Source organism: Amycolatopsis decaplanina DSM 44594 (genome assembly GCF_000342005.1).
GTDB classification, from domain to species: Bacteria; Actinomycetota; Actinomycetes; order Mycobacteriales; family Pseudonocardiaceae; genus Amycolatopsis; species Amycolatopsis decaplanina.
In genome coordinates this window covers 81508-102420 of record NZ_AOHO01000019.1, presented here as the reverse complement: position 1 = coordinate 102420, position 20913 = coordinate 81508, and the positions used below count along the sequence as shown (strand labels likewise).

Genomic DNA, 20913 nt, shown 5'->3' with positions numbered 1-20913 from the left:
GCCTTCACGTTTTGCCGAAGGGGGATTCCCATGCGTGTACTCCTGTCCACTATCGGGACGAGGGGTGAGGTGCAGCCGCTGGTGGCACTGGCGGTGCGATTGCGGGAACTCGGCCAGGAAGTCCGGCTCTGCGCGCCGCCGGATTTCCGTGACTGGGCCGAAGGTTTCGGGATCTCCTTCGCGCCACTGGGGCCTGAGCTCCGGTCGACCGCGAAGCCGGATTCCGCGATGACCAAGGCGATGGCCACGCCGGAAGGGCGGCGCAAGATGGCCGAGGCCATGGTCGTCGACCAGTTCGAGACGATGCCGAAGGCGGCCGAGGGCTGCGACGCCGTCGTCGCGGGAATGGCACTGAACATCGCCGCCCATTCGGTGGCCGAGCGAAAAGGGATTCCCTATTTCTTCACCGCATACTGCCCGATAACGCTGCCTTCCCTGCACCATCGCCCGCCCGTTTTCGCGGGATGGGCGCCGAAGAATCCCGATGCCGCCATTCCGTCCTTGTGGGCCGACGACGCGGAACGATGGAACGAGCAGTGGGGCGGGGTGCTCGACGCGCAGCGAGAGCTGCTCGGTCTGCCTCCAGTCGATGACGTCCGCGGGCACATCTTCACCGAGGCGCCGTGGCTGGCCGCCGATCCGGTGCTGGCGCCGTGGCGGGGACCGTCGGCGCTGGACGTGCACCAGACCGGCGCCTGGATCCTGCCGGACCGGAGTCCGTTGTCCCCGGAACTGGAGGCGTTCCTCGATGAAGGGGAACCGCCGGTCTACTTCGGATTCGGGAGCATCCGCGCCCCGGAGGAGATCGCGAAGGCGATGATCGAGGCGGCGAGGGCGCACGGGCGGCGGGCGATCGTGTTCCGCGGCTGGACCGAGCTCGCGCTGATCGACGACGAGCCCGACTGCATCGCGATCGGGGACGTCAACCAGCAGGCGCTCTTCCCGCGGGTCGCGGCGGTCGTGCACCACGGCGGCGCCGGCACGACGACGGCGGCGACCCGGGCCGGGGTGCCGCAGGTGCTCGTTCCGCAGATGTTCGACCAGCCCTACTTCGCGCAGCGCGTCGGGGAGCTCGGGGTGGGGACGTCGATCACCGGGGAACCGACGGCGGAGTCGCTGACCTCCGCGCTGGCCGAGGTGCTTCGCCCCGAAGTCGCCGATCGGGCGCGTCAGGTCGGCGGTGAGGTGCGGACGGACGGCGTCGACGTGGCGGCGAAGCTCCTGATGCACCTTGACGCAAGTAGGTGACTAATTGCGGAGGAAGTAGCGCTCCAGGGCAGCTTCCGCTTCCCCGAGCCGCTCCGGGAACCGCCGCGCGATCACGAAGCGCCACGGGACCTCGAACAACCGCCGCAACGCGATGAACGGCTCCAGCGACGAGGGCGCCACGTCCGCCGGGTACGAGTCCAAGGTCGCGTACCCGGCCTCAGCGCTGAGCACGCCGAGGTCCCAGCCGAGCGGCCCGCGCCAGGAGTCCTCGAAGTCGAGCCAGCACGGCCCGGCCGCCGTCGCGACGACGTTCCCCCGATGAGCGTCGCCGTGCAGCGGCCGCGGCTCGTCGGCCGGAAGCTCCGCCGCCACTCGTTCGAGTTCGTCGTACAACCGGGGCGCCGCGCCGCCCATGACGGCACCGTGCCGGTCGAGCAGCGTCCGGAGTTCACGGACGGGTCCGAGTTCGGGCAGCTCACCGGGGTAGTCCGCGAGCGCGTCGTGCACCCGGGAGAGGGAAAGCGCCACCTCGCGCGGCGACAGTGTGTTCCCCGGCTCGTGCGGCGTGTAGTGCCAGAGAGTGACCGGCAGGCCGTCGGCGAAATGCGGTCCGGCCGGGGGATCCGTGGTCGGTGAGACGACGAGCACACCACGTTCCGTGAGGTACCTCGACAGCTCGACGTCGCGCGCGAGCCAGTCCTCGGGCGAGGACCGCGCGAGGCGCGTCGTGCCGGGCACCCGAGCCACCACCGGACCCAGTCTCACCAGCACGTTCGACTTGAAATGCAGGACCTCCGGGGCGCCGGTCGGCAGGCCGTACCGGTCACCGACGGCGACCGCCGCGGCCACTCCCGCCCGTGTGTGTTCGTCGGTCACGGCGCGATCTTGCCAGCCGGTGCGCGCGACTGTCGGTAGTGAGGGCTACGATCCCCACTAGCCGCCGGAGTGGGTCCCGAACCCGCCCGGCGACCGGAAATTGACCACCACAAGGTTTGAGTGTTGGAGGCAGGAGTGACGGCCGTAGCCCCCAAGCCGATCGCCACGCGCCCGTATCCCGCGCGCGAGTCGGTTAAGGGTTCGTACCTGCTGCGGTTGTTCCGCACGACGGACCACAAGCAAATCGGCATCATGTACCTGGTCACGTCGTTCGCCTTCTTCATGGTGGGCGGCGCGATGGCGATGCTGATCCGCTCCGAGCTGGCGCGTCCCGGGCAGCAGTTCCTTTCGCAGGAGCAGTACAACCAGCTGTTCACCATGCACGGCACGATCATGCTGCTGCTGTACGCGACGCCGATCCTCTTCGGCTTCGCGAACTTCATCCTGCCGCTGCAGATCGGTTCGCCCGACGTCGCCTTCCCGCGGCTGAACGCGTTCTCGTACTGGCTGTACCTGTTCGGCGGCCTGATCGTGATGTCCGGCTTCCTGACCCCGGGTGGCGCCGCCGACTTCGGCTGGTTCGCCTACACCCCGCTGTCGGACGCCATCCACTCGCCCGGCGTCGGCGCCGACCTGTGGATCTCCGGTCTGGTCGTGTCGGGTCTCGGCACCATCCTCGGTGGCGTCAACATGATCACCACGGTGGTCTGCCTGCGCGCCCCCGGCATGACGATGTACCGGATGCCGATCTTCACCTGGAACATCCTGGTCACCAGCATCCTGATCCTGCTGGCGTTCCCGATCCTGACCGCGGCCCTGATGGGCCTGCTGGCGGACCGGCATCTCGGGGCGCACGTGTTCGACCCCGCGAACGGCGGGGTGATCCTCTGGCAGCACCTGTTCTGGTTCTTCGGCCATCCAGAGGTCTATATCGTCGCGCTACCGTTCTTCGGGATCGTGTCGGAGATCTTCCCGGTCTTCAGCCGCAAGCCGATCTTCGGCTACAAGGGCCTGGTCTGGGCGACGCTGGCGATCGCCGCGCTGTCGGTGGCCGTGTGGGCGCACCACATGTACGCGACCGGCGCCGTGCTGCTGCCGTTCTTCTCCTTCATGACCTTCCTGATCGCGGTCCCGACCGGCGTGAAGTTCTTCAACTGGATCGGCACGATGTGGAAGGGCCAGCTGTCCTTCGAGACGCCGATGATCTTCTCGATGGGCTTCATCGTCACGTTCCTCTTCGGCGGTCTGACCGGCATCATGCTGGCCGCGCCGGCGATCGACTTCCACGTGTCCGACAGCTACTTCGTCGTCGCGCACTTCCACTACGTGCTCTACGGCACGATCGTGTTCGCCACGTTCGCCGGGATCTACTTCTGGTTCCCGAAGATCACCGGCCGCATGATGGACGAGAAGCTCGGCAAGTGGCACTTCTGGACCACGTTCATCGGCTTCCACGCCACGTTCCTGGTGCAGCACTGGCTCGGCGCCGAAGGCATGCCGCGCCGGTACGCGGACTACCTTCAGTCCGACGGGTTCACGACGCTGAACACGATCTCCACGATCGGCGCGTACATCCTCGGTGCCTCGACGCTGCCGTTCATCTGGAACGTCTTCAAGAGCTACCGGTACGGCGAGATCGTCACGGTGGACGACCCTTGGGGCTACGGCAACTCGCTCGAATGGGCGACGTCCTGCCCGCCGCCGCGGCACAACTTCACCGAGCTGCCGCGGATCCGCTCCGAGCGGCCGGCGTTCGAGCTGCACTACCCGCACATGGTGGAGCGCATCCACTCCGAGGGTGAGATCGGCTTCTTCGGGAAGCAGAAGGTCAACACCCACCGCGCGCCGTCCCAGCTGCTCACCGAGGCGGCCATGCCGGGTGACCACTCCAAGGACAATTCCAGCGAGCAGTGACCCGATAAGCGGAAATGGCGCGTGCCTTGCCTCACACAGGGACAAGGCACGCGCCTTTTTCATGCCGTGCTGAGGGAGACTGACCCCGTGACGCAGACACCAGTTCTCATCACCACCACCGGTCCCGACAAGCCGGGTGTGTCCTCGGTGCTGTTCGCCGTGCTGTCCCGCCACGACGTTGACGTCCTCGACGTCGAGCAGGTCGTCATCCGCGGCCAGCTGGTGCTCGGCGTGCTCGCCGGGGTGTACCGCGACCCCGAGGGCCTGCAGGAGTACGTCGAGCAGGCGATGGCGTCGGTCGGGATGCAGGTCGATGTGAAGATCGGCTCGGCCATCGGTGCCGACCCGTTCGCCATCGGTCAGAAGGACTCGACGCATGTCCTCCTGATGCTCGGCCGTCCGGTGACCGCGCGGGCGTTCTCCGACGTCGCGCGCCGCCTCGCCGCGCTGGACGTCAACATCGACTCGATCCGCAGCGTCGCCGACTATCCGGTCACCGGGCTGGAGCTGTACGCCTCGCTCGCCCAGGACACCCCGGAGGCCGACGCCGCACTGCGCACCGCGCTGGCTGACGCCGCCGTCGAGGCCGGGATCGACATCTCGGTCGAGCGGGCCGGGCTCGCCCGCCGCGCCAAGCGGCTGGTCGTCTTCGACGTCGATTCCACGCTCATCCAGGGCGAGGTCATCGAGATGCTCGGCGCGCACGCCGGTGTCGAACCGCAGGTCCGCGAGATCACCGAGGCCGCGATGCGCGGCGAGCTGAACTTCGGCGAGTCGCTGGAGCGCCGGGTCGCGCTCCTTGAGGGCCTTCCGGCAGGGGTGCTCGACGAGGTCGCCGCGTCCATCGAGCTCACCCCCGGCGCCCGCACGACCATCCGCACGCTGAAGCGGATGGGCTTCCGCTGCGGGGTCGTCTCCGGCGGCTTCACCAAGATCATCGATTCCCTCGTGGACGACCTCGGCCTCGACTTCGCCGCCGCGAACGAACTCGAAGTGGTCGACGGCAAGCTCACCGGCCGGGTGGTCGGGGACATCGTCGACCGGGCGGGCAAGGCGACGGCGCTGCGCCGGTTCGCCGAGGAGTACGAGATCTCGCTGGAGCAGTGCGTCGCCGTCGGCGACGGGGCGAACGACATCGACATGCTGTCGGTCGCCGGAATGGGTGTCGCCTTCAACGCGAAGCCCGCGCTGCGTGAGGTCGCCGACACCGCGCTTTCCCACCCGTACCTCGACGCGGTGCTGTTCCTGCTCGGGGTCACCAGGTCCGAGATCGAGGCGGCCGACGCGGCCGACGGTCTCGAGCTTTCCCGGCCATGAGCGTTCTGGAGCCGCTGGCCGCGCGCTACGCGTACTGGCTGGGCCTGCCCGCCGAGGACACGGTGGACACCTCGGACGAGGATCCCGCCGAAGTCCGCGCCATGCCGGTGATCCTGCGGATGGAACGTGCCGAACCGCCGTCCCGTACCGCGTTGCTGGAGGCCGCCGCCGCGGCCGCGGTCGCGGTCTGTCTCGACGAACGCGCCTTGCCCGGCGGCGAATGGCACGACCCGCTCAAGGCGTGGGTCGACGGCCGGATCCGCAAGGTCGCCCGGCGTGCCCGCGGCGCGCACTGGCAGGCGGTCCAGGAACTTCCCGGCATCACGATCGAGGTCGACGGCGCCGAGGCGCGGGCGTTGCTCCCGGGCCGCGTCGTCGAGGCGCCGAAGGAGATCTCGCGGCTGCAGATCTCCGGGAGCGAACTCCCCGCCGACGAGCCGGGGCCCGCGCCGGGCGGTCTCCCGCGGCTGCTGCTGAACCCCGAGGTCTCGATGACCGTCGGCAAAGGCGCGGCCCAGGTCGGGCACGCGACGATGATCCTGGCCTCGCTGCTGGACGAAGCCGAACGGGCGACTTGGGCCGAGACCGGGTTCCGGTGCTCGGTGCGGACCCCGCCGGTCGCGACCTGGAAGGCGCTTTGCCCGGTCGAGGATCCCGAAGGCTCGTGGCGCCGTGACGGCGTTGTCGCGGTCCGGGACGCCGGGTTCACCGAAGTCGATCCCGGAACCGTCACGGTCATCGCGCAACGCGTCTGAGCCAGGTTTCGCCAGCCGAAAGGGAAAACCGTGTCTCTGGAAGTCCAGCGCGACGGCGAGCACCGCTTCATCGGCCGCAACGAACGCGGTGCCGAGGTCGTGATCGGCCGCAAGGGCGCCGAGGGCGCCTTCTCACCCGCCGAACTGCTGCAGATCGCGGCCGCGGGCTGTTCGGCCGTCACCGCCGAGAACCTCATCACGCGGCGGATCGGGGAGGACTCGAAGTTCCGGGTCGGCGTGACCGCGGACCAGCGCGAAGGCGCTTCGGAGCTGGACGCCGTCCATGTCGCTTTCGACGTCGACGTGTCTTCGCTCGCAGCGGAGGACCGGGAGGCGCTCGCGGCGGCGGTGGATCGCGCCATCGAGCGGCTTTGCACGGTGAGCCGGACCTTGAAGAAAGGCATCCCGGTCACGGAGAGCTTCCCGGCCTCGTGAGTGGTAAGGACGGTTAGAACCGTCCTTACCACTCACGAGGTGTCGGGCTCAGTGCTTGGCGGCGTGGCCTTCGGCGCTCCAGACCACGTACGCCTCGTCGGCGTCGGTGGTCATGGCCTCGATGAACTTCTCGTTGTCGAAGCCGGGCAGCGTCTGCAGCCGCTCGATCAGCGCGTCGGCGGCCGGGTCGCCGCTGGGGATCGCGGTGCCCTTCCCGTCGGCGCCGGCGAGCATGAAGAAGACGTCTTCCTTCCACGGGCCTTCAGGGATCACTCTGACCACCACCGCGGACAGCTCGGACCACGTGACGGCTTCCTCGCTTCCGTCCGCGAGCTGGCGCCGCACCCCGGTGTCATCGACGCTGACGGTCCGGGATTGTGCGTTGGGCGACTCGTGGGACAACCGGTTCTCCCTGTCTTCGGCGTTCCGTTAACGGTACTCGGCCGTGTTCCAGGCCACTCAGGCCGGGGCGGCGGCGTCGAGGCGGCGCAGCGCGTCGCGGGCGACCTTCGGATCCATGGTCGGCCAGAACGGCGGAAGCGAGGCGCGCAGGAATCCGCCGTAGCGGGCGGTGGCCAGCCTCGAATCCAGGATCGCCACGACGCCGCGATCGGTGACCGAACGATGCAGCCGTCCGGTGCCCTGTGCGAGCAGCAGCGCGGCGTGTGTGGCGGCGACGGTGAGGAACCCGTTGCCGCCCCGGGCTTCCACGGCCCGCTGCCGCGCCGACGAGACCGGGTCGTCCGGGCGGGGGAACGGGATCCGGTCGACCACCACGAGCTGGAGCGACGGACCGGGCACGTCGACGCCCTGCCACAGCGAAAGCGTGCCGAACAGGCAGGTGCGCGCGTCCTCGGAGAACTTCTGCACCAGCAGACCGGTGGCATCGTCGCCCTGGCAGAGGATCGGCAGGTCGAGCCGCTCCCGCATCTCCTCGGTGGCCTGCTTCGCCGCGCGCATCGAGGAGAACAGGCCGAGCGTGCGCCCGCCCGCGGCCTCGATCAGCTCGGCCAGCTCGTCCATGGTGGAGGGCTGCAACCCGTCCCGGCCCGGCGGCGGCAGGTGCTTGGCCAGGTAGAGGATGCCGTTGCGTTTGTGGTCGAACGGCGAGCCGACGTCGAGGCCGGTCCACTTCGGGCCGTCGGCGTCGTCGCTGTCGGCGGGGGCGGCCTTGTCCGTCGCCGCTCCCGGTGCCTTCTCGACCCGCATACCCCCGGGCGGGAGACCCCACTGCCGGGCCATGGTGTCGAAGGTGCCGCCCAGGGTCAGCGTCGCCGAGGTGAGGACGGTCGTGTGCTGGTTGAAGACACGTTCCCGCAGCAGACCGGCGACACCCAGCGGAGCGACCTTCAGCGCGGGCGGGCGCGGGTTCGTGGAGAAGCGATCCCCGGTCAGCCAGACGACGTCACGCTGATGCGCCTTGTCGTCGTCGAAGGCCTCCAACAGCCTGACCGCGGTGTCGTGGACCTCTTCGAGCAGCGACCGCGCCAGCTTGCGGGCCGTGGCCTCGTCGACGTCCTCCTTCCGGTCCTTGCCGAGCGAGGTGAGGCAGCGGTGCGCGGCGTCACGGACCGCGGGGATGGCGCCGGTGAGAGCTTGCGGCAGCGAGTCCATCCGGCCCGACGGCAGGTCGTCGAGGATCAGGGCCAGTCCGTCGCTCGCCTCCAGCAACTGGTCGGCCACTTCGTCGTCGACCAGTTTCCCGCAGCGCCGGGCGGCGGCGGAGACCATGCCGCTGGTCAGCTCGCCGGTCGCGACGGACGTCACGCGGTCCACGAGGTCGTGTGCCTCGTCGATGATCACCAGGTCGTGCTCGGGAAGCACCTGGTAGCCCTGCAGTGCGTCGATCGCCAGCAGCGCGTGGTTGGTGATCACGACGTCGGCCTTGCCGGCCTCGGCTCGGGACCGTTCCGCGAAGCAGTCCGTGCCGATGGGGCAGCGTGAGGCGCCCAGGCATTCCTTGGCCGTGACGGACACCTGGCGCCACGCCTGATCCGAGACGCCGGGGACCAGTTCGTCGCGGTCACCGGTTTCGGTGTCGGAAGACCATTCCCGCAGCCGTGTGACCTCCTTGCCCAGCCGGGAGACGGCGAACGGGTCGAACAGCTGCTGGTCCTCCGGCTCGTCCGGGGCGCCGGAATCGAGCCGGTGGAGGCAGAGGTAGTTACGGCGGCCCTTGAGGATCGCGAAGGTGGGCTCGCGGCCGAGGGGCTTCTTGAGCGCCTTCGCCAGCCGGGGAAGATCCCTGTCGACCAGCTGGCTCTGCAGCGCGATGGTGGCCGTGGAGACCACGACCGTGGCCTCCTTCTCGACCGCGTGCCGGATCGCGGGAACGAGATAGGCCAACGACTTCCCGGTGCCCGTGCCCGCCTGGACGGCCAGGTGCTCGCCCGTGCGGATGGCGCGGCCGACGGCGTCCGCCATCCGCACCTGGCCCTCGCGCTCGGCACCGCCCACGGACTCGACCGCGTGGGTCAGGAGTTCGAGGACACCGGGGAAATCAGCACGGGAAGGCACGGGACAAGACGATAGCCGGGGGCACCGTCAAGATCGTCCGCCCCGTGCGATGAAGGGGCCTTTCACAGCAAAATTTGCTGTGAAAGACCCCTTCATCGCAGCGCGTGGGGCGGTGAAAGGACCGGTCACGACTCCTTGCGGCCGTGCTTGTTTTCACTGAGAGGCGAGACCAGCGCCCAGGTGCCCGGAAGCAACGCGGCCGCGACGGCGATCTTCAGCGCGTCCCCGACGAGGAACGGCACGACCCCCTTCTCGAGCGCGGTCGACAGGCCGAAGCCGGTCGACGCCATCAGCCACGGGACGCCGATCGAGTAGATGGCGAGGTTGCCCAGCACCATCGTCCCCGCCGTGCGCAGCGGCGTGCGGTCCCCGCCGCGGCCGGCGAGCGCGCCCACCAGGGCGCCGGCGAGCACGAAGCCGACGATGTAGCCGGCGCTGGCGCCGAACAGGCCCGAGGAACCGTTCTGGAACCAGCCGAAGCCGGCCGCGCCGACGGCGAGGTACAGCGCCATCGACAGCGCGCCGCGCTTCCAGCCGAGCGCGGCACCGACCAGCAGGGCGGCGAACGTCTGTCCGGTCATCGGCACCGGCGAGCCGGGCACCGGGATCAGGATCTGCGCGGCCGCGCCGGTCAGGGCGGCACCACCGGCGACCAGGACCGCGTCACGGGCCAGTGCGCCGGGAACGAGGTCGGCGAGGACCGGACGGCGGCCGGCCACAGACAGCGAAGACACTCAGACCTCCTATGAGTACACGAATGTGAACCGAGGTTAACGCCAGACGGCGGGCCGCGGACCGAATGTCGGGCACCTCACGGTCATCGCCCGTCCACTCGTCCGGGTGGCATGACCCTGCACGGGACAGGCACTTGGTGGAGGCTGCCGGACATGAGGAAACCCGTTTCGAGGCTGTTGTCGGTGACGATGCTGACCGGGGCGCTGGTGACGGGAGGGCCGGCGATCGCGTCGGCCGATCCCGCGCCCGCGACGGCGGCCGCGTCGGTCGGTTCGCTCGACGTGGAGATCGGCGACGAGCACGTGGTCACGGGCGAACTCGCGCCGTGTGACGTCGACGGTCCCTTGACCGCGAAGACCCAGGGCGGGGCCACCGGCGACTTCGCCCGGTTCGGCGGTGGCGACTCGAACTGCGGCCGGACCGGCGCGGTGGCCGTCGCCGAGGCGTCCGGGCGGCGGTTCGAGACCACGTTGCTCAAGCGTTTCGGCGGCCCGGTGATCAAGGTCCGCACGTTCATGGCGAAGTGCAGCACCACCAAGGACGGCAGCCTCGGCTACATCGAGTTCGGCGACGTCACCGGGTTCACGCTGCCGGAGAACATCCCGCAGAACTACCGGCTGACCATCGCCGGCGGCAAGGGCGGGACGGCGCTGGCGTCGCTCACGGTCAACGAGACCGTCACGCCGACGCCGCCCGACGGGAGCCTCGTGACCCACATGCTGCACATCAAGCTGTTCCCGCAGGGCGGAGGACCGGCGAAGGGCGACATCTACCTCGGGACCGCGCGCTGCGACCCCTACGGCAAGAAACAGCCCTGATCCCCGCAATTCGTCATCTACTTACGAACCCATGCGACGCAAGTAGATGACGAATTGCGGAAGGGGTCAGACGCGCGAGACGTACTTCGCGGCCGCCGCGACGAACTCACTCGCCCGGGTCGCCAGATCCGTCAGCGATCCGCCCGAGGTGAGCGCGTCACCGAGCAGCGGCGTGGCGGCGGCGACGGCGATCGAACCCGACTCTAGGTACTTCGCGACGTCGGCGAGGTGGACGCCGCCCGTCGGGACGAGCGGGATATCCGGCATCGGCGCCCGGATCGCCCGCAGGTAGGCGATCCCGCCGACGGCCGCGATCGGGAACACCTTCACCGCCGCCGCGCCGAGACGCCATGCCTGGTCGATCTCGGTCGGTGTCAGCGCGCCGCAGATCACCGGCAGCCCGCGTTCGTGCGCGCGCTCCATGACCAGCGGGTTCACCGTCGGCGTGACCAGGAACGTCGCGCCAGCGTCCGCCGAGATGTCCACATCGGACACTTCGCGTACGCTGCCGGCGCCGACGTGCGCTTCGTCCCCGAGCTTCTTGCGGATGGTCGCGATGGCGTCCGTGGCGCCCGGCGTGGTCAACGTCGCTTCGAGCACCCGCACTCCCGCCGCGTGCAGCACCGTGGCGGCGTCGGCGAACCGGCTCGCGTCCGCGGCCCGCAGGATCGCGAGGAGCCGGTTTTCGATCAGGGTGTCCTGGAGGTCGTGCTGGATCATGCGGCAGGGACCGGCGCCTTTCCGGTGTAGGTCACGCCGGCCTCGTCGAAGTCCTTGAGCGCGGCGTCGACCGTCGGCTGCGAGCCGCCGACCGTGAGGTCCAGCAGCACCCGAACCTTGAAGCCCGCCTTCGCCGCGTCGAGCGCCGTCGCGCGGACGCAGAAGTCGGTCGCGATGCCGACGACGTCGACCTCGGTGACGTCGTGCTCCTTCAGCCACGCGTCGAGCGTCTTGCCGTCGCGCGCGTTGCCCTCGAAGCCCGAGTACGCGGCGGTGTACTCGCCCTTGGAGAAGACCTCGCTGATCGGGACCACGTCGAGCGCGGGGTGGAACGACGCCCCGGAGGTTCCCGCGACGCAGTGACGCGGCCAGCTGTCCTTGAAGTCCGGCGTCTCGCTGAAATGGTCGCCCGGGTCGATGTGGTAGTCGCGGGTGGCGACGACGTGCGCGTAGCCGCCTTCCGCTGCCTGCTTGGAGATCGCTTCGGCGGCGGCGGCGCCACCGGGCAGGCCGAGCGACCCGCCCTCGCAGAAGTCGTTCTGCACATCGACCACGATCAAGGCGGTCCCCATGTGTTGCTCCTGAGTTCTCTTCAGACGAATACGGTCGGGATGGCGGGCTCCCCGTGCGAGAGCTTGAGGCCTTCCCACGGAAGGCTCACCAGCGCCCGCCGAAGCCGCTGGCGGGCGTCGTCCAGCGTGGGCAAATCATCCACCGTCCGGCCGTCCCGGACCAGCGGAATCTGCAATTCGTGGTCGTTCGGTCCCTGTTCCGGGACCTGCGAGGCCGCCGTCCAGATCACCTCTTCGACGGCGGTGCCGGTCTCGCGGTGCCGCCGCAGCGCGGATTTCCGGCCGCCTCGGGACTCCTTGTGCGCGCTGCGCTTGGCGACCGGTTTGCCGTCGACCTCCACGAGCTTGTAGACCATCCCGGCGGTCGGCGCGCCGGAACCGGTGACGACCGAGGTCCCGACACCGTACGCGTCGACGGGTTCCGCCCGCAGCGCCGCGATGGCGTGCTCGTCGAGGTCGCCGGACACCACGATGCGGGTGTCCTTGGCACCGAGGGCGTCCAGTTGCTCGCGGGCCTTGCGCGCCAGCGGGCCCACGTCGCCGGAGTCGATGCGGATCGCGCCGAGCTCGGTCCCGGCCACCCGGACGGCCGTTTCGATGCCCTTGGTGATGTCGTAGGTGTCCACCAGGAGGGTGGTGTCGGCGCCCATCTTGTCCACCTGCGCGCGGAACGCCTGCTCCTCGCTGTCGTGCAGCAACATGAACGCGTGCGCGACGGTGCCGCGTGTCGGGATCCCGTAGCGGCGCCCGGCTTCGAGATTGGAGGTCGTGGCGAACCCGGCGAGGTACGCGGCCCTCGCGGCGGCGACGGCGGCGTACTCGTGCGTGCGGCGGCCGCCCATCTCGATGATCGGCCTGCCGTGCGCGGCGCCCGACATCCGCGCCGCCGCGGACGCGATCGCGCTGTCGTGGTTGAGGATCGAAAGGATCAGCGTCTCCAGCACGACGGCCTCGCCGAAGGAGCCGGTGACGGTCAGGATCGGCGAGCCGGGGAAATAGAGCTCACCCTCGGCGTAACCGTCGATGTTCCCCGAGAAGGAGTAGTCCGCGAGCCACGAAAGGGTGGCGTCGTCGACGACGGTCGTCGCTTCCAGCTGGCTCAGCTCGGCGTCGGTGAACCGGAAGTCCGCGATCGCGTCGAGGACCCGACCGGTGCCCGCGACGACGCCGTAGCGGCGGCCGTCGGGCAGACGACGTGCGAAGACCTCGAAGACGCACGGCCGGTCCGCGGTGCCGTCGGACAGGGCGCTGGCCAGCATGGTCAGCTCGTAGTGGTCGGTGAGCAGCGCGGTGCTGGCGCCAGTGGCCGCCTCGGGGAAACCCATGGCGTCAGCCTATTCACCCACATGGCCGGACCTGCCAGCCCGTACCGGATCGGGCCCGTGACACCATGGAGTGCATGTCCACGCCTGTCGCATCCGAGCAGACGCAGGTTGATCCACAGGGAGTAGAAGTCGTCTCTGAGGACAAACCCTGGCGGACGGTCGTCTGGAACGATCCGGTGAACCTCATGTCGTACGTGACGTACGTGTTCCAGAAGCTGTTCGGTTACAGCCGGGACCACGCGACGAAGCTGATGCTCGACGTGCACCAGAAGGGCAAGGCGATCGTGTCGTCCGGTTCCAAGGAGAAGGTGGAGACCGACGTCGCGAAACTGCACGCGGCCGGCCTCTGGGCGACGATGGAGCAGCCTTCATGAACGGATGGCGCCGGAAGGGCGAGACCATCGTCGCCGGGTTCGAGCAGCAGGAGGCCGCGGTACTTCGCGGCCTGGTCAGCCAGCTGGAGGACATGCTCACCGCGCGCGCCGAGGAGGCGCCGCAGGACGAGCTGGCGGAGCTGACCGGGATCCGGACCGGTCCGACCGAATCGCCGGACGACCCGGTGCTTTCGCGGCTGCTGCCGGACTTCCACAAGCTGGACCCGGACAACCCGACCCGCGAGGACATCGACTCGGCCGCCGCGATGCGGTCGATCCACGAGCCCGAGCTGCTGGACAAGAAGGTCGGCGTCGCCAAGATCGTGCTGGACACCCTGCCGCGGGACGGCGGGAACGTGCGGCTGACCTTCGAGCAGGCCGACGCGTGGCTGGGCGCGCTCAACGACGTCCGGCTGGCGTTGGGCACCGCGCTCGACGTCACCGAGGACATGCCCGACGAACTGCCAGAGGATGATCCCCGCGCGCCGCATCTCGGCGTCTACCACTGGCTGACCTGGGTGCAGGAGACCCTCATCCAGTCGTTGACCTCGTGATCACCGACGTTCCCGGCGTGCTGGTCGGGCACCACGAGCGGGTCGGTGACGGCTGGGCGACCGGGACGACGGTCGTACTGGTCCCCGGCGGCGCCGTCGGGGCCGTCGACCAGCGCGGCGGCGCGCCCGGCACGCGGGAGACCAACCTGCTGGAGCCGGAGAACCTGGTCCAGCACGTCAACGCGATCTGCCTGTCCGGCGGGAGCGCGTACGGCCTGGCCGCGGCGGACGGCGTCATGCGCTGGCTCGCCGAGCGGAACCTGGGGATCCCGGTGGGGACCGAGCCGCACGAGGTGGTGCCGATCGTGCCCGCCGCGGTGCTGTTCGACCTGCCGCGCGGCGACTGGGGCAACCGTCCGGACGCCTCCTTCGGCTACGAGGCCTGCGAAGCGGCCGTCGCGGGTCCGGTGCCGTTGGGGACCGTCGGCGCGGGCGCAGGGGCGAAGGCGGGATCACTGAAAGGCGGGATCGGGACGGCCTCGGAGAAGGTCGGGGAGTTCACCGTCGGCGTCGTCGCCGCCGTGAACGCCGCCGGTGAGGCCGTGGATCTCGCGACCGGCCGCGCGTTCGCGGCGGATCACGAGGTCGACGGCGAGTTCGGTGTCCGCTGGCCCGACCGGCCCGGCGACGTCGAGGCGAAGGCGGCGGGGCTCAACACGACCATCGGCGTGGTCGCGGTCGACGCGGCGCTGTCCAAGGCGGAGGCGCGACGGCTCTCGGTGGCCGCGCAGGACGGTCTCGCCAGGGCGGTGCGGCCCGCGCACACGATGTTCGACGGCGACACGGTGTTCGCGCTGGCGACCGGCGACCGGGAGCTTCCCGGCGGGGCGGGCCCCGTCGCGGCGGCCCGGCGCGCGATGGTGCTGGACACGCTCTGCTCGGCGGCCGCGAGGGTGTTCGGGCGCGCGATGGTGCACGGCGTGCTTACCGCGACTTCCGCGGGGGACATGCGCGCCTACCGGGACGTCTGGCCCGAAGCCTTCTCCTGAACGGCCCTGCGGAGTGGCGGCAATCTCAGAGTATGGACCGGCTCCGTCCAGCACCTAAGATGGGCGACGTGCTCCGGATCCGCCGTGAACTCGTCGACGAGATCGTCGCCCATGCCCGTCGTGACCATCCCGACGAGGCGTGCGGGGTGATCGCCGGTCCCGAGGGATCGGACAGCCCCGAGCGGTACATCCCGATGCTGAACGCGGCGCGCTCGCCCACGTTCTACGAATTCGACTCGGGTGATCTGCTCAAGCTCTACCGCGAGATGGACGCCAACGACGAGGTCCCGGTGGTCATCTACCACTCGCACACCGCGACCGACGCCTATCCGTCACGCACCGATGTCTCGTACGCCTCGGAACCCGACGCGCACTACGTGCTCGTTTCCACCAAGGACCCCGATTCGCATCAGTTCCGGTCGTACCGGATCGTGGACGGGGAGATCACCGAGGAACCCGTCGAGATCATCGGCTGAACCCCGGGCCCGGAATAACCCGGCCCGGACAGAACGTCTGCGTAGCAGAGAACCCACCGGAGGTAGAAAACCATGGCCGTGACCGTGTCCATCCCGACCATCCTGCGTACGCACACCGGCGGCGAGAAGTCCGTCGAGGCGACCGGCAAGACCGTGCTCGAGGTGATCGACGACATCGAGTCCCGCCACGGCGGCCTCAAAGCCCGCCTGGTCAAGGAAGAGAAGCTGCACCGCTTCGTCAACGTCTACGTCAACGACGAGGACGTCCGCTTCGCCGGCGGTCTCGAGGCCGAGGTCAAGGACGGCGACACCCTGACCATCCTGCCCGCCGTGGCCGGTGGCTGATCGATGGCTCGCTTCGAGTCGCTGCTCGACGCGCTCGGCGGCACTCCGCTGGTCGGCCTTCCCCGGCTTTCGCCCACCCACGACGTGCGGTTGTGGGCGAAGCTGGAGGACCGCAACCCGACCGGTTCGATCAAGGATCGTCCCGCGCTGGCGATGATCGAGGCCGCCGAGCGTGAAGGCACCCTCCGGCGCGGCTCCACGATCCTGGAGCCGACGTCGGGCAACACCGGGATCGCGCTCGCCATGGCCGCGAAGCTCAAGGGCTACGGCCTGGTGTGCGTGATGCCGGAGAACACCTCCACCGAGCGCAAGCAGCTGCTGCAGGCGTACGGTGCGCGGATCGTCTTCTCCCCGGCCGCCGGCGGGTCCAACGAGGCCGTGCGCCGCGCGAAGGAACTGGCCGAGGCCAACCCGGACTGGGTCATGCTCTATCAGTACGGCAACCCGGCCAACGCCGACGCGCACTACCGCGGCACCGGGCCCGAACTGCTCAAGGACCTGCCGACACTGACGCATTTCGTCGGCGGCCTCGGCACCACCGGCACCCTGGTCGGCGTCGGGCGCTACCTGCACGAGGCGAAGCCGGACGTGCAGATCATCGCGGCCGAACCGCGCTACGGCGAGCTGGTGTACGGCCTGCGGAACCTCGACGAGGGCTTCGTCCCGGAGCTCTACGACGCGAGCGTGCTCAACGGGCGGTACTCCGTCGGCGCGTACGACGCGCTTCGCCGGACACGTGAACTGCTGGAGCACGAAGGCATCTTCGCGGGGATCTCGACCGGTGCCGTGCTGCACGCGGCGCTGGCCGTCGCCGAGAAGGCCGCCGCCACGGGGAAGCCCGCCGATGTGGCCTTCGTGGTCGCTGACGCGGGGTGGAAGTACCTCTCGACGGGCGCGTACTCCGGCTCGCTCGACGAAGCGGCCGAAAGGCTCGACGGGCAATTGTGGGCCTGACATCCGGGAGCCGGAAGTCTGGGATGGGGTCTCGTGAGTGGTAAAGACGGTTAGAACCGTCTTTACCACTCACGAGACCCACCACGTTTCCGGCGCTGGCACGATGGCGGTCATGAAGGTCATCGGGTTGCTGGGCGGGATGAGCTGGGAATCGTCGGCCGAGTACTACCGGCTGGTCAACGAGCGTGTCCGTGAGCTGCGCGGCGGGTACCACTCCGCGCGCACCGTGCTCTACTCCGTGGATTTCGCCGAAATCGAAGCGATGCAGGCCGAAGGCCGCTGGGACGACGCCGGGCGGGAACTGAACCGCGCCGCACGTGGCCTCGAAGCCGCCGGAGCGGACTTCGTCGTCCTGTGCACCAACACGATGCACAAAGTCGCCGACCGGCTCACCGACGGCCTGGGCGTCCCGCTGCTGCATCTCGCCGACACCACCGCCGCCGCGATCAAGGCCGTCGACGTCAAGCGTGTCGGGCTCCTGGGCACCGGTTTCACCATGGCCCAGCCGTTCTACCGCGAACGGCTCGCCGCACACGGCCTCGACGTGCTCGTGCCGGGCGAAAGAGACCGCGAGACCGTGCACCGGGTCATCTACGACGAACTCGTCCACGGCGTCGTCACCGAGGACTCCCGCGAGCGGTACCGCGAGGTCATCGCACGGCTGGTCGAGGAGGGCGCGGAAGGCATCATCTACGGCTGCACCGAGATCGAACTGCTCGTCGGCCCCGAAGACAGTCCGGTGCCCACCTTCCCGACGACGAGGCTGCACGCCGAAGCGGCCGTGGACTACGCGCTGGGCGAGACCTCACTCCCTCCGGCGGTGTGACGTTCGTGCTGGGCGACGGCCTGCCGCCACAGCCTGTCCTGTTCGTCATCGGTGAATCCACCGCGAGGCACACCGAAGACGTCCTCGATCGCCGACCACCACTCGGCCGGTGATTCGAGTACCGTCTTGCCGCCCGGCAGGCCGCTCAAGGTCAGCGCGCGCAGGGAGTCCACCCCCTCGGCGTCGCGCCGCTGCAGCACCAGCGTGCGGACGAACCCGGACTCCTCGGACGTGGACAGCTCGACGTGCTTTTCGGCGAAGTCGGCCATGACGGCCGTCTCCGGCGCGAAATCCATCCCGACGAAACTCCCCTGCGGATCGTGGTCGAACCGCCAGCCACCGGGCGTGACCTCCGAAGGCCGCATGCGGAACACCAGCGGCCCCTGTTTGTACTCGCCCTCACGCAGCGGGAGCGGCTCGTGGATGCCGTCCCCGAGTCCGACGTCGACCAGCCAGCCGGCCTCGGGTGTCTCCGGCAGCCCGGTGACCGTCAGTGCCAGGTGGTTGAGGTGGATGCCGGCCTGCTCGCCGGGAAGCTGCGCCCCGCTCGGATGCCGGGCGACCTGGTAGCCGAGCGCCCGCAGCAGGGCCGAGAAGGCGCCGTTGAGGTGATAGCAGTAGCCGCCGCGACCGGCGGCGATCCGGCTGAACGACACGGCCGGATCCAGCGAGGTGAGCCTGCCCAGCTGGACTTCGAAATCTTCGTACGGCACCCGTTCCACGTGGGCCGCGTGCAGCCGGAAGAGCGCGTCGAGGCTCGGCGGCTCGTGTTCGAGCCCGAGTCGCGCGAGGTAGGCCGGCACGTCGACGTGCTCGGAAGAAGAGATCCCCATGTGATCGACCGTAGCGGCCCCCACCGACAATTCAGGGTTTTCACGGAGGTGATCCCGCCGGTCGCCGTCGTAGCCTGGGGAGGTGACCCCTTTGCCTCCCCAGCCGGTCCCGGCGAGCGAGCCCGGTACGGATCCGGCCAAACGCGTCCTGCCGCCGAACCCGAAGGCCGCCGCGATCGTGGCGCTGGCCTTCACCGTGCTGCTCTACGTGGTCGAGCTGGTCGACGTCGTGCTTCCCGCCGACCTCGACCAGGGCGGCATCCTCGCCCGTGACCTCTCCGGGCTCGACGGCGTGCTCTGGGCGCCGTTGCTGCACGCGGGCTGGGGGCACCTGTTCTCCAACACCGTCCCGGTGCTGGTGTTCGCCTTCCTCGCGATGTCCGCGGGCATCGGCCGGTGGGTGCTGGTCACCGCGATCATCTGGGTGCTTTCCGGTATCGGTGTCTGGCTGATCGCGCCGGGCGGCACGGTGACCGTCGGAGCGTCCGGCGTCGCCTTCGGCTGGCTCGCGTTCCTGCTGGTCCGGGGCATCTTCAACCGCGCTGCCGGGCAGATCCTGGTGGCCTTGGTGCTGCTCGGCATCTGGAGCGGGATGCTCTGGGGACTGCTTCCGGGTGATCCGAACGTCTCCTGGCAGGGTCACCTGTTCGGTGCGCTGTCCGGGGTCTTCGCGGCCTGGTCGATGGCGCGGGTGGACAGGTCCCAGGCCAGGAAAGCGACCGGTCCCGGTAGCCTCGCCGTGTGACCAAGCCGAGCGCCGACGCCCCGATCGGCGTCTTCGATTCCGGAGTGGGCGGGCTCACCGTCGCCAGGGCGATCCTGGAGCAGTTGCCCGGGGAGCAGTTGCGCTATGTCGGCGACACCGCCCGTAACCCGTACGGTCCGCTTCCCATCGCGACGGCACGCCAGTACGCGCTGGAAGCGCTGGACGACATCGTCGAAGGCGGGGTGAAGGCACTGGTCATCGCCTGCAACACCGCCTCCGCAGCCTGCCTTCGCGACGCGAGGGAGCGCTACGACGTCCCCGTCATCGAGGTCGTCCTCCCTGCCGCGCGCCGGGCCGTGTCCGCCACGCGCTCCGGCCGCATCGGCGTGATCGGCACCGAGGGCACCGTCCGGTCGCGCGCCTACGACGACGCCTTCAACGCCGCGCAGGATGTCGAGATCACCAGCGTCGCGTGCCCGCGGTTCGTGGACTTCGTGGAACGCGGGATCACCACCGGTCGCCAGGTGCTGGGGCTCGCACAGGGCTATCTGGAACCACTGCTGGACGCACAGGTCGACACGCTGGTCATGGGCTGCACGCACTACCCGTTGCTGTCCGGGGTGCTGCAGATCGTCATGGGCCAGGACGTCACGCTGGTGTCCAGCGCCGAGGAGACCGCGCGTGACCTCGTGCGCGTCCTCACCGAGGCCGACCTCCTCGCCGAGCGCGACACCCCGCCGCGGCACGAGTTCGTCGCCACCGGATCCGCCGAGCCGTTCACCAGGCTCGCTCAGCGGTTCATGGGCTTCGCTCCGGGTGTGCTGGCTCCCACCAGCGCGTAAAATCGCCGATTCCGTGCTTAAGGTGTCACAGTGCGTCTCACGATCCTCGGCTGCTCGGGCAGCATCCCCGGGCCCAACGCCGCCGCGTCCGGCTACCTGCTCGAGGCGGACGGGTTCGTCCTGGGGCTCGAACTCGGCAACGGGACGCTCGCCAGGCTGCAGGCCCTGCGCGACCCGTTCGACCTGGACGCGCTGATCCTTTCGCATCTCCACCCCGATCACTGCGCCGACGTCAGCGCGCTCACCGTGCTGCGGCGCTACCACCCGGCGCCGCCGTACCCGGCGAGGCCGCGCCGGCTGCCGGTGTACGGGCCGTCGGACGTGCACGAGCGGCTCGCCCACGCCTACGCGGCGAACGAGGAGGAGCGGGCGACCACCGATCTCTCCGACGTGTTCGCCTTCGACGCCCTGCGGCCGGAGCCCATGGAGATCGGGCCGTTCGAGGTCACCGCGGTCCCGGTCGACCACCCGACCCCGGCGTTCGGCCTGCGTTTCGCGCACGGTGGCAAGACCTTCGCCTACACCGGCGACACCGGCGTCTGCGACACCCTGACCGACCTCGCCGGCGGCGTCGACGTCCTGCTGTCCGAAGCGTCGTGGACCGATTCACCCGACCGTCCCGCCGGCGTCCATCTGTCCGGCAAGGAAGCGGGAGAGCTCGGGCGCGAGGCCGGGGTGGGGCGGCTGCTGCTCACCCACGTCGCGCCCTGGACCGACCGCGACGCGGTCCTCGCCGAGGCGGCCGTCGCGTTCCCCGCGGCCGAGCTGGTCGAGCAGGGCGCCGTCTACGACCTCTGACACGGGGTTCTAGAGTGACGGCC

At 69.7% G+C, this 20913-nt stretch carries 24 protein-coding genes; 16 read left to right on the top strand and 8 right to left on the bottom strand.

The window, feature by feature from the left end:
- Positions 1-30: 30 nt before the first annotated feature.
- On the top strand, positions 31-1248 hold the full coding sequence (locus tag H074_RS01685; protein WP_051071865.1) for a glycosyltransferase: 1218 nt from the start codon (positions 31-33) through the stop codon (positions 1246-1248).
- Here H074_RS01685 and H074_RS01680 read toward each other — a convergent pair whose 3' ends face one another.
- Positions 1249-2085 carry a phosphotransferase gene (locus tag H074_RS01680; protein ID WP_007028277.1) on the bottom strand — a complete coding sequence of 279 codons (837 nt, stop codon included), beginning with the start codon at positions 2083-2085 and terminating at the stop codon, positions 1249-1251. It abuts the gene before it with no gap.
- 135 nt (positions 2086-2220) lie between these two features.
- Here H074_RS01680 and ctaD point away from each other — a divergent pair, with 135 nt between their 5' ends.
- The 4 genes from ctaD to H074_RS01660 all read left to right on the top strand — a co-directional run bounded on the left by ctaD (position 2221) and on the right by H074_RS01660 (position 6506).
- Positions 2221-3999: an aa3-type cytochrome oxidase subunit I gene (ctaD, locus tag H074_RS01675; RefSeq protein WP_007028276.1), complete on the top strand. Its 1779-nt coding sequence runs from the start codon at positions 2221-2223 to the stop codon at positions 3997-3999.
- 87 nt (positions 4000-4086) lie between these two features.
- Positions 4087-5316: a phosphoserine phosphatase SerB gene (serB, locus tag H074_RS01670; protein ID WP_007028275.1), complete on the top strand. Its 1230-nt coding sequence runs from the start codon at positions 4087-4089 to the stop codon at positions 5314-5316.
- Entirely contained in the window at positions 5313-6071 is a 759-nt protein-coding gene (locus H074_RS01665; protein ID WP_007028274.1) for a peptidyl-tRNA hydrolase, read from the top strand. The genes serB and H074_RS01665 overlap by 4 nt, the downstream gene beginning before the upstream one ends.
- A 30-nt stretch (positions 6072-6101) precedes the next feature.
- Positions 6102-6506, top strand: a complete 405-nt coding sequence (locus H074_RS01660; protein WP_007028273.1) for an OsmC family protein — start codon at positions 6102-6104, stop codon at positions 6504-6506.
- 48 nt (positions 6507-6554) lie between these two features.
- Here H074_RS01660 and H074_RS01655 read toward each other — a convergent pair whose 3' ends face one another.
- The 3 genes from H074_RS01655 to H074_RS01645 form a co-directional block, all read right to left on the bottom strand.
- Entirely contained in the window at positions 6555-6908 is a 354-nt protein-coding gene (locus H074_RS01655) for a hypothetical protein (protein WP_007028272.1), read from the bottom strand.
- A 57-nt stretch (positions 6909-6965) separates the two neighbouring features.
- Entirely contained in the window at positions 6966-9023 is a 2058-nt protein-coding gene (locus H074_RS01650; RefSeq protein ID WP_007028271.1) for an ATP-dependent DNA helicase, read from the bottom strand.
- Positions 9024-9148: 125 nt separating this feature from the next.
- Positions 9149-9757: a biotin transporter BioY gene (locus H074_RS01645; RefSeq protein ID WP_039921207.1), complete on the bottom strand. Its 609-nt coding sequence runs from the start codon at positions 9755-9757 to the stop codon at positions 9149-9151.
- Between the two features lie 153 nt (positions 9758-9910).
- Between H074_RS01645 and H074_RS01640 the strand changes: the two genes are divergently transcribed.
- Positions 9911-10576 (top strand): hypothetical protein, encoded by a 666-nt coding sequence (locus H074_RS01640; RefSeq protein WP_007028269.1) that lies wholly within the window; start codon positions 9911-9913, stop codon positions 10574-10576.
- Positions 10577-10642: 66 nt separating this feature from the next.
- On the opposite strand, the gene H074_RS01635 is transcribed toward H074_RS01640, so the two are convergent.
- The 3 genes from H074_RS01635 to H074_RS01625 are packed head-to-tail and all read right to left on the bottom strand — an operon-like array spanning position 10643 to position 13193.
- Positions 10643-11296, bottom strand: a complete 654-nt coding sequence (locus tag H074_RS01635) for a bifunctional 4-hydroxy-2-oxoglutarate aldolase/2-dehydro-3-deoxy-phosphogluconate aldolase (protein WP_007028268.1) — start codon at positions 11294-11296, stop codon at positions 10643-10645.
- Positions 11293-11868 (bottom strand): nicotinamidase, encoded by a 576-nt coding sequence (locus tag H074_RS01630; RefSeq protein ID WP_007028267.1) that lies wholly within the window; start codon positions 11866-11868, stop codon positions 11293-11295. The genes H074_RS01635 and H074_RS01630 overlap by 4 nt, the downstream gene beginning before the upstream one ends.
- Before the next feature lie 20 nt (positions 11869-11888).
- Positions 11889-13193, bottom strand: a complete 1305-nt coding sequence (locus H074_RS01625) for a nicotinate phosphoribosyltransferase (RefSeq protein ID WP_007028266.1) — start codon at positions 13191-13193, stop codon at positions 11889-11891.
- 74 nt (positions 13194-13267) lie between these two features.
- Between H074_RS01625 and clpS the strand changes: the two genes are divergently transcribed.
- From clpS to H074_RS01590, 7 genes are all read left to right on the top strand, one after another.
- The gene (gene clpS, locus H074_RS01620) at positions 13268-13567 is read left to right on the top strand and encodes an ATP-dependent Clp protease adapter ClpS (protein ID WP_005165655.1); all 300 of its coding nucleotides are present in this window, start codon (positions 13268-13270) and stop codon (positions 13565-13567) included.
- Entirely contained in the window at positions 13564-14121 is a 558-nt protein-coding gene (locus H074_RS01615) for a DUF2017 domain-containing protein (RefSeq protein WP_007028265.1), read from the top strand. The genes clpS and H074_RS01615 overlap by 4 nt, the downstream gene beginning before the upstream one ends.
- Entirely contained in the window at positions 14118-15110 is a 993-nt protein-coding gene (locus H074_RS01610; protein WP_007028264.1) for a P1 family peptidase, read from the top strand. Before H074_RS01615 ends, H074_RS01610 begins: the two co-directional genes overlap by 4 nt.
- 59 nt (positions 15111-15169) lie before the next feature.
- A complete protein-coding gene (locus H074_RS01605) occupies positions 15170-15586 on the top strand; it encodes a M67 family metallopeptidase (RefSeq protein WP_016336788.1) in 417 nt (138 codons plus the stop codon).
- Between the two features lie 72 nt (positions 15587-15658).
- A complete protein-coding gene (locus H074_RS01600; protein ID WP_007028262.1) occupies positions 15659-15931 on the top strand; it encodes a MoaD/ThiS family protein in 273 nt (90 codons plus the stop codon).
- 3 nt (positions 15932-15934) lie between these two features.
- Positions 15935-16885: a PLP-dependent cysteine synthase family protein gene (locus H074_RS01595; RefSeq protein ID WP_007028261.1), complete on the top strand. Its 951-nt coding sequence runs from the start codon at positions 15935-15937 to the stop codon at positions 16883-16885.
- A gap of 112 nt (positions 16886-16997) precedes the next feature.
- Complete coding sequence (locus H074_RS01590) at positions 16998-17711, top strand: aspartate/glutamate racemase family protein (RefSeq protein WP_007028260.1); 714 nt, start codon at positions 16998-17000, stop codon at positions 17709-17711.
- On the opposite strand, the gene H074_RS01585 is transcribed toward H074_RS01590, so the two are convergent.
- Positions 17672-18544, bottom strand: a complete 873-nt coding sequence (locus H074_RS01585; RefSeq protein WP_007028259.1) for an arylamine N-acetyltransferase family protein — start codon at positions 18542-18544, stop codon at positions 17672-17674. The two genes, H074_RS01590 and H074_RS01585, sit on opposite strands and share 40 nt — an antisense overlap.
- 91 nt (positions 18545-18635) lie before the next feature.
- On the opposite strand from H074_RS01585, the gene H074_RS01580 reads away from it, so the two are divergent.
- From H074_RS01580 to H074_RS01570, 3 genes are read left to right on the top strand one after another with little or no spacing between them, the layout of a single operon-like run.
- Positions 18636-19289, top strand: coding sequence for a rhomboid family intramembrane serine protease (locus H074_RS01580; protein WP_007028258.1), 654 nt, complete (start codon positions 18636-18638; stop codon positions 19287-19289).
- Positions 19286-20092, top strand: a complete 807-nt coding sequence (murI, locus tag H074_RS01575) for a glutamate racemase (protein WP_007028257.1) — start codon at positions 19286-19288, stop codon at positions 20090-20092. Before H074_RS01580 ends, murI begins: the two co-directional genes overlap by 4 nt.
- 30 nt (positions 20093-20122) lie before the next feature.
- Positions 20123-20890, top strand: coding sequence for an MBL fold metallo-hydrolase (locus H074_RS01570; protein WP_007028256.1), 768 nt, complete (start codon positions 20123-20125; stop codon positions 20888-20890).
- Positions 20891-20913: the final 23 nt, after the last annotated feature.